This is a genomic window from Glutamicibacter sp. AGC46 (genome assembly GCF_053543715.1).
The window spans coordinates 472,150-479,820 of sequence record NZ_JBLVOJ010000025.1; the positions used below are offsets into that span (position 1 = coordinate 472,150).

A 7,671-nucleotide genomic window follows, 5' to 3' on the forward strand; every position below is an offset into this window, starting at 1 on the left:
CTGCTCGGCGGGTTCTTCTTTTTTCTTGGCTACTTCACCCGCAGCAGCTCAGAGCCCACGGATTCCCTGCGCAATTCGAAAAGCAGAAGGCTCCCCTCAGTGTCCGCGGCTTCCCCAAGCGCGGTATGGAACACCTTGAAGCTGAGTACCGCGGGGCAGTTGCGTGCGAACATCTGGGCCACGGCGGCTGGCCGGGACCGCTGGCCCGGGGCGTCGAAGACCATATCGGTAAATCGTTCGGGAACCCAGCGTGCACCAAGGTTGTCGTCGCCATCCAGGGAAGCTTCCTGCTGCTTTTCCCAGCGTTCAACGATCCGTTCTTCCGAGACATCCTGCGGCGCATACGCCTCCACGATCTGAATCTCGTATCCGGCCTCCTGCAGCTGAGCTGCCAGCTTCTGCGCTGAATCCTCGGACGCAAGGACCTTGTCGATGACGACATTCAGTCCTTGCTCGAAGCATGCGGCACGCAGGTTCTCGCTGAGCATGGAAGATTCCTCATGCACCAGGCTCGCCATGTCCATCGGGAAGAACTGCTCACCGCGCTTCTCGCGCTCTTTGACTTCCCGAGGCTTGAAGAATCCTTCGTAGGTTCCGTCTTCTTGCGCTTCGCGCATCAGGTTCGCCTTGAATTCATCGGCATCGATCACCACATAGTGATCCTCATGACCGCCAAGCAGTTCGCGCAGCAGGCTGCTCTTGCCGGCTCCCGGAGCTCCGGCAAGCACAACAGCTTGGCGCTGCGCTTTGGCGCTGCCCGATGCCCGCAGTTCCTGGTCGATCAGCCGCCGATGCAACTGATCACGTTCCCCGATCGCCTTCCACGAACCCGGGCCCACTTCTTCGAACCAGTTAGGGTTGCGCACGGAGATGAACGGTGAATCATTGGCCAGCACTTCTCCGGGCTCATTGAGTTGAGCAATAGTCTTCAGGTGGTCGGTGATTTCTTGGTCATCTGCCATATTCGAATCCTAATCGGGAATTATCGCGATGCCCCCCACAGCGCGCTGACAGCCGGTTATCGTATAGTTCGATGTTGGGCCCAGCGCCCGCGCACGACATTAAGGAGACCCATGGCTACCGCACCGCTACCATCTGCAGGCAAAGGCCGAGCGGGGCGAACCTTTGCGCACATCGGCACCGAGCGCACTCGCTGGCGCGGGCTGATCCACGCCTGGTCCACCCCGGGCATCATCATCATGAGCCTGGTGCTGGTCGTGCTGGCTAACGGACGCTTGGCGGAATGGACCACCGCGGTCTTCGCGCTCTGCTCGATCCTGCTCTTTGGCACCTCGGCGCTTTACCATCGTGGCAACTGGACCGACAAGGTGATGGGCCTCTTCCGCAGGGCCGACCATGCGAACATCTTCCTGCTCATTGCCGGCACCTACACTCCGGTAGCGGCATTGACCTTGCCCGGTCCGCAGGCGATCATCGTGCTGTCCGTCATCTGGGCCGGTGCACTGGCCGGAATTGCCATCAAGTCATTCTGGCCCGCGGCACCCCGCTGGGTTGGAGTCAGCCTCTACATCCTGCTCGGGTGGGGCGCTTTGATGCAGTTGCCAGCGTTCTGGGCCGCGAACCCCGCGGTGATGATCCTGATTCTCGCTGGTGGCCTGGCCTATACGATCGGCGCGGTTTTCTACGCCACCAAACGGCCAAATCCGTTGCCGAGCATTTTCGGATTCCACGAGCTCTTCCATGCCTGCACCGTCATGGCCTTCCTGTGCCACTGGACGGCTGTGCTTCTGGTGGCCCTGTAAGCGCGCGAACCCGCTGGAAAAAGCGATCGCCGCAAGCTCCACGAGGAAGCTTGCGGCGATCTTTGGCTGAATCCCAGGCCGGACTAGCGCTGGCCGTAGCGCTTTCGCACGACCACGAGGCCGACCAGCGAAATCACGGCAATTGCCATGTAGTACAGGCTCGGTGCATCCAGCGACCCGGTCAGGTCCAGCAGCCAAGTCAGTACCAGCGGGGCGATTCCGCCCAATAGGGTCACGCCCACGTTGTAGGCCACCGACAGGCCCGAACCACGGATGGCAGCCGGGAAGAGGTTGGAGAGCAACGCCGGCAGCGGACCGAAGTAGAAGGACATGATCACGCCGAGAACCGCGATCACGATCACCATCACGATTACGCTCGGGTTCGAGGTCATCAGCTTGAACAACGGGTAGGCCAGCACGAACGCTGCGACCGCTGCGTAGGTCATCACCCGGGCCGGGCCAATGCGGTCGGCCAGATGGCCCACCAGCGGGACGCCGCACAATGTGATGATGCCCGCCGAGATGCCGCCCAGGAAGGCCGCGTCGGCAGGGATCTTCAGGTTCGTGACGGCGAAGGTCGGCATGTACAGGATCATGTACACCGAAATCGTGGCCACGCCAATGGTTGCCGCTGCGGCCAGCAAGCGGCCGTAGTGCTGGGTGAACAGCGTGCCCAGTGGCGATTTCTCCTTGGCGGCGGAAACGAACTCGTCGGTTTCATCCAGCTTGGCGCGGATGTACAGGCCCACCGGCCCGATCAGCAGGCCAACGAAGAACGGCACGCGCCAGCCCCAGCTCTCCAGGGCTTCCTGGCTCAGGCCGGTGGTCAGGAAGTAGCCGAAGGCAGAAGCCAGCAGCATGGATGCACCCTGGCTGGCGACCTGCCACGAAGAGTAGAACGCCTTCTTGTGCGGTGCGGTTTCGATCAGGAATGCAGTGGCCGTGCCGAATTCGCCACCGGCAGAGAAGCCCTGGATCATGCGCGAGAGCAGGATGATCAAGGCACCCGCCACGCCTGCCACCTCATAGGGCGGCGCCACGGCCATGATCAGCGTACCGAGCATCATCAGGCCCAGGGTGAGGGTCAGCGCGTTCTTGCGTCCCTTGCGGTCGGCGTAGCTGCCCAGCACCATGCCGCCCAGGGGGCGGATCAGGTAGGAAATCGCGAAGGTGGCGAAGGTGAGAATCAGCGCGAACGTGCCGTCCGATTCCGGATAGAACACCTTGGCAATGGTGGTCGCGAAGGTGGCATAGACAATGATGTCGAACCATTCCAGCGCCGCGCCAATGGAACTGGAGATGACCGCCTTGCGGGCTTTGACGATTTGCTCGGGTGTCGCCTTCACCTCGGCGCTCACGAGCTGACCTGCGCAATCAGCGAATCGATGAAGTTCTCGCACGCCACGATCTGCTCCAGCTCGATGTATTCGTCCGGAGCGTGGGCCTGGGCGATATCACCAGGACCGCACACCACGGTGGGAATGCCGGCCGCGGCGAACAGCCCGGCCTCCGTGCCATAGGTGACCTTTTCATCGGTGGCAATGGCGCCGCAGGCGGCCGCGAAGGACACGATCCCTTCCTCCGCAGCGGTATCCAGTCCCGGAGCGCCCGCCTGCTGGGAGAACTCCACGGAGCAGCTCGGGTTCTGCTCGCGCATCTGGGCTTCCAGCTTGGCCGCTTCTTCGCGCAAGCGCGCGGTCAGCGCCTCGCGGTCCACTACCGCGAGCGAGCGGTACTCGAAGAACACCACCGCCTGCGAGGGAATGGTGTTCACCGCGATGCCGCCGTCGAACTTGTTCACGTTCATGGTGGTGGTCGGTTCGATGAACGCTTCATCGCGCGGGCCATGGTTGCGCAGCTCGGCCGAAACCTCCTCGACGAAATTCGCGAAGCGCAGCGCATAGGAAATGGCGTTGACTCCCTCGGAAGGCAGCGAGGAGTGCGCTGCGACGCCGTTGAATTCGGCGCGGAAAACGTTCATCGACTTGTGGCCGCGGATCGCCCGCATGCTCGATGGCTCCCCCACGAAGCATCCGCGAGGCGCCAGCTGCTCGTCAACAATTCTCTGCACCAGGGACACCGCGCCGACGCAGCCGACTTCTTCGTCGTAGGACAGCGCCAGGTGGATTGGTTCGGCAAGTTCTGCGCCGGTGAACTGGTCCAGCTTGGCCAGGATCACCCCGAGGAAGCCCTTCATGTCGCAGGTGCCGCGGCCATAGAGCTTGTCTGCGCGCACCTGGGCGTCGAATGGATCGCTGCTCCATTTCTGCCCGTCCACTGGCACCACGTCGGTGTGCCCGGAAAGCACAATGCCGCCGGTGCGGGTTCCATCGGCGGCGGGGATGGTGGCCAGCAGGTTGGCCTTGGTGCCCTCTTCGTTGTGGATCAGCTGGGAGCTGATGCCATAGGCGTCCAGCTTCTTCACGACATTCCCGATCAGCGCAAGGTTGCTGTCGCGGCTAGTGGTGTCCACGGCGATGAGCTCGTGGATTTCTTTCATGCTTGCTTCGCTGGGCGCGGGCATTTCAGCTCCTGGTTCTAGGCGATGATGCTATGGATTCATGTTTCCATATTGCTCCCGCACCACCTAGAAGATGTCAAAGAATGGCCTCTGGCTAGTTGGGAATAACACCGGCACCACGCAGATAGTGCATGATCGCGTTCACGAAGGCCTCTTGCTGGTCCACGGGCCTTGCCGCTTGGCCCAGCGCGGCCGACAGGTGGGGGTAGCGGCCTGTTTCCAGCTGGGCGAACAGCGCCGCCGGGTCTTCGGGCCGCTGCTGGCTTTGCTCATTGAGCGCGAATGCTGCGGTGATGGCGTTGAGTATCGCCAGGCAATGCAGCTTGGCCCCTGCCTCCAGCCCGCTGCCTTCCAGGGCCGCTAATCCACGTTCCAGGTAGGCCAAGGCGTTCGGCCCCATGGACGACTTGCCCATGGCCAGCGAGGGCACCCAGGGATGCCTGCGCATGATCTGCAGGCCCTGGGTGGCCAGGCCGAGAAGCTGCTGGGCAGCCGAACCTGCCAGCGATTCCAGTTCATATTCCGCGCTGATCTGCTCAACCATGAGGCCGGTGAGCTCCTCATGGGACTCAACGTAACGGTACAGGGAGGCGGCTCCTGCTCCGATCTTTGCAGCTACGGCTCTGATGGATACCGCTCCCATGCCTTCTTCATCGGCCAGCGCGATCGCCGCCTGGGCGATCTTGGCCCGGGAGTGCCGGGGCCTGGGCCCGGTGCGAGGCTGGTTGCCGGTCATCGCTTGTCCTTTCCCGCAGGGCGCGTCGCGCGCCGTGCTCTGGCTGTATAGTTAACCGCGAACACTGTTCGCATTTAACTCTACAGGAGGAACCATGCGCTTGCTGATGATCGCACCGGGAACACGAGGCGATGTCGCGCCGATGGCCGGCCTCGGCCAGAAGCTGGCGCTCCATGGTTTCGATGTATCCATTGCGGCAAACCCGGCATACAAGGACCTTGCCGTTTCCGCAGGCTGCCGATTCCGGGAGCTCCCCGGCGACATGGGCGCCTTGGTCAAGCCGGCAGCTCCGGGCGCTAAGGCCAGCCCCAAGGATCTGCGCCGGTATCTCCGGGAGCTCCGGGACTATTTCGAACTGGCAGCTACCGGAACGATGGCCGCAGCCGAGCGAGGTGCCGATATCATCATGACCAATGCGGTAGCACCCTATGCCTACGACGTGGCCGAGGCCATGGGCATCCCCGCGATCGGCGCGCACCTGCAACCCATTGAACCCAGTGCAGCGTACTCGCCCATGGCTTTGGGTGCATCGCGCAGCTTCGGGCCACTGGGCAACAAGCTGCTCGGCCAGCTCTTCGCCGCTTCCAAGGCGCCCTACGACCTCCCAGCAAAGCGGGTACGCGAATCCCTGGGATTGCCCGCACGCAGCCGTATTGCCTCCGAACGCCTTCGCCGCCAGCACCGGAGCCCCATTCTCCACGGCTTCAGTTCAGTTATCGTTCCACGGTCCGCTGATTGGCATGAGGGGATCGTCAATTGCGGGTACTGGTGGCCGCCAGCCGATCCGGCATGGACACCGTCGCAGAGGCTGCTCGACTACATCGACGAGGGGCCGGCGCCAGTCTTCATTGGCTTCGGCAGCACGCAGGCGCTGGAACCGGACTTCATCACGGATGTTGCCCGGCGCACCGGAAGACGGACTATCGTGCAAGGGGAACCGGAAATCGACGAACCTGGCATCCTGGGCATCGGCGCGGTACCGCACCACTGGCTGTTTCCGCAGATGGCAGCCGTCGTGCACCATGCAGGGGCCGGCACCACGGCCGCTGGCCTGCGGGCAGGCGTCCCCGCAGTTCCGGTTCCGGTCTTCACCGACCAGCCGTTCTGGGCCCAGCGCATCCACCGGCTCGGCGCGGCTGCCGAGCCCATTGCCTACAAGCACTTGACTGCGCAGCGGCTCGCGTCCTCGATTACCGGAGTCCTGGCCAATGAGGACCTGGCCGATGGCGCCCGGCGAATTGCCCGGCAGCTGGCAGCCGAAACGGACAGCTCGATTCCAGTGATAAGGATCCTCGAACAGCTGGTCGCCAGGCACCGGCCCAGCTAGCCTGGCCGGGACCGGTAGAATTGGAAGTCCAGCCCCTCGCAACAGAACAGCTCATGCGCGGTTGCCATGCGCTTGAGCAACGCTGATCGACAGGGCCATCCCATCGCTTCCCATTCCGCCACCGCCCCTGTGACCGTTTCCTGGGACCACGAAGGAACCAGCACCACGGCCATCTGGCTGTCCGCCAATTCCCGCCGGGCACCAGCACACATCGTGGTGGCCGATGACCGCTTGAGCGCGGATGCGGCCATGCGCCACGCGGCCCGCGGCACGGCCATGCTGTGGACCGGCGACTTCCACAACGCCAAGCAGCTGCTTGCCGCCATGGACCGGCGCATGGCGGCCGCCAACGCGGCCAAGGCCAGCAGCGCGAAGGCCAAGAAGAAGGTCCTGGATGATGCGCAGAAGTTCTACGCCATCCGGCAGGCCCGGGCCCAGCGTTCACGGATGCTGTCGCTGATCCTGGTTCCCTTGGATTTCCACGCCGAGGACGGCCTGGCCGTCCTGGACTTGCCCCGGGCGCCGATCGTCGGTCCGGCGGTGGCATTCGGCTACGAGCAGGCCGCGGACCTGGCTGGACACCGGGCTGTGGCCAGCCTGCAGGAACTAGCTGGCATGCTCAGTGCCCACCAGTGGTTCCTGAAGGGTGTGGACGTTCCGGCACTGGGAGCGAAAATCCACCCGGCCTACGGGACGTTCATGCCCACCCGTCAGGAATATGTGGATCTGGTGGCGGTGGCTCCGCTGGAGGACCTCTCGCTGGCTTTCGACATCGGCACCGGAACCGGAGTGCTCTCGGCAGTGCTGGCCCGCCGCGGAGTCAAGCAGGTCATCGGCACCGACATCCACCAGCGCGCGGTGGACTGCGCCAACGACAACTTCGCGCGCTTGGGTATTTCCGGCGCCGCCCGTGCGCAACTGACCAGCATGTTCCCCGAAGGCCGGGCCCCGCTGGTCGTGTGCAATCCCCCGTGGCTTCCGGGCAGCGCGCCGAGCACCCTGGACGCGGCTATTTACGATCCCGAGAGCAAGATGCTGATGCAGTTCCTGCGCGGATTGCCCGGTCACCTGACCGAGAACGGCGAAGGATGGCTGATCATCTCGGATCTCGCCGAGCTGCTGGGCTTGCGTACCCGCGCGCTGCTGCTGGAGGCCATCGAGGCGGCAGGCCTTGAAGTCATCGACAAGATCGACACCGCGCCAAGGCACCACCGCGCACAGGATGCCCAGGACGTGCTGCATGCGGCCCGTTCGAAGGAAGTCACTTCATTGTGGAGGCTCAAGGCCAAGTAGCCCCGAGTGCGTTCCATGCAGAAACGGGGAA

The 7,671-nt window shown here is 63.6% G+C and carries 7 protein-coding genes; 3 read left to right on the forward strand and 4 right to left on the reverse strand.

Annotated elements, in window-relative coordinates; genetic code table 11:
• Positions 1-29: 29 nt before the first annotated feature.
• Complete coding sequence (locus ACNPM8_RS17195; RefSeq protein ID WP_448940277.1) at positions 30-962, reverse strand: zeta toxin family protein; 933 nt, start codon at positions 960-962, stop codon at positions 30-32.
• A 111-nt stretch (positions 963-1,073) separates the two neighbouring features.
• Between ACNPM8_RS17195 and trhA the strand changes: the two genes are divergently transcribed.
• Positions 1,074-1,763, forward strand: coding sequence for a PAQR family membrane homeostasis protein TrhA (gene trhA / locus ACNPM8_RS17200; protein ID WP_181148856.1), 690 nt, complete (start codon positions 1,074-1,076; stop codon positions 1,761-1,763).
• An 83-nt stretch (positions 1,764-1,846) separates the two neighbouring features.
• Here trhA and ACNPM8_RS17205 read toward each other — a convergent pair whose 3' ends face one another.
• The 3 genes from ACNPM8_RS17205 to ACNPM8_RS17215 all read right to left on the reverse strand — a co-directional run bounded on the left by ACNPM8_RS17205 (position 1,847) and on the right by ACNPM8_RS17215 (position 5,020).
• Positions 1,847-3,121 carry an MFS transporter gene (locus ACNPM8_RS17205; protein WP_332730988.1) on the reverse strand — a complete coding sequence of 425 codons (1,275 nt, stop codon included), beginning with the start codon at positions 3,119-3,121 and terminating at the stop codon, positions 1,847-1,849.
• Positions 3,118-4,287, reverse strand: a complete 1,170-nt coding sequence (gene argE, locus ACNPM8_RS17210; protein WP_448940278.1) for an acetylornithine deacetylase — start codon at positions 4,285-4,287, stop codon at positions 3,118-3,120. Before argE ends, ACNPM8_RS17205 begins: the two co-directional genes overlap by 4 nt.
• 91 nt (positions 4,288-4,378) lie before the next feature.
• Entirely contained in the window at positions 4,379-5,020 is a 642-nt protein-coding gene (locus ACNPM8_RS17215; protein ID WP_448940279.1) for a TetR/AcrR family transcriptional regulator, read from the reverse strand.
• A 94-nt stretch (positions 5,021-5,114) separates the two neighbouring features.
• Between ACNPM8_RS17215 and ACNPM8_RS17220 the strand changes: the two genes are divergently transcribed.
• Both ACNPM8_RS17220 and ACNPM8_RS17225 read left to right on the forward strand, forming a co-directional pair.
• Entirely contained in the window at positions 5,115-6,347 is a 1,233-nt protein-coding gene (locus tag ACNPM8_RS17220) for a glycosyltransferase (RefSeq protein ID WP_448940280.1), read from the forward strand.
• Positions 6,348-6,413: 66 nt separating this feature from the next.
• The gene (locus ACNPM8_RS17225) at positions 6,414-7,640 is read left to right on the forward strand and encodes a methyltransferase (RefSeq protein WP_448940281.1); all 1,227 of its coding nucleotides are present in this window, start codon (positions 6,414-6,416) and stop codon (positions 7,638-7,640) included.
• The last annotated feature ends 31 nt before the right edge of the window (positions 7,641-7,671 follow it).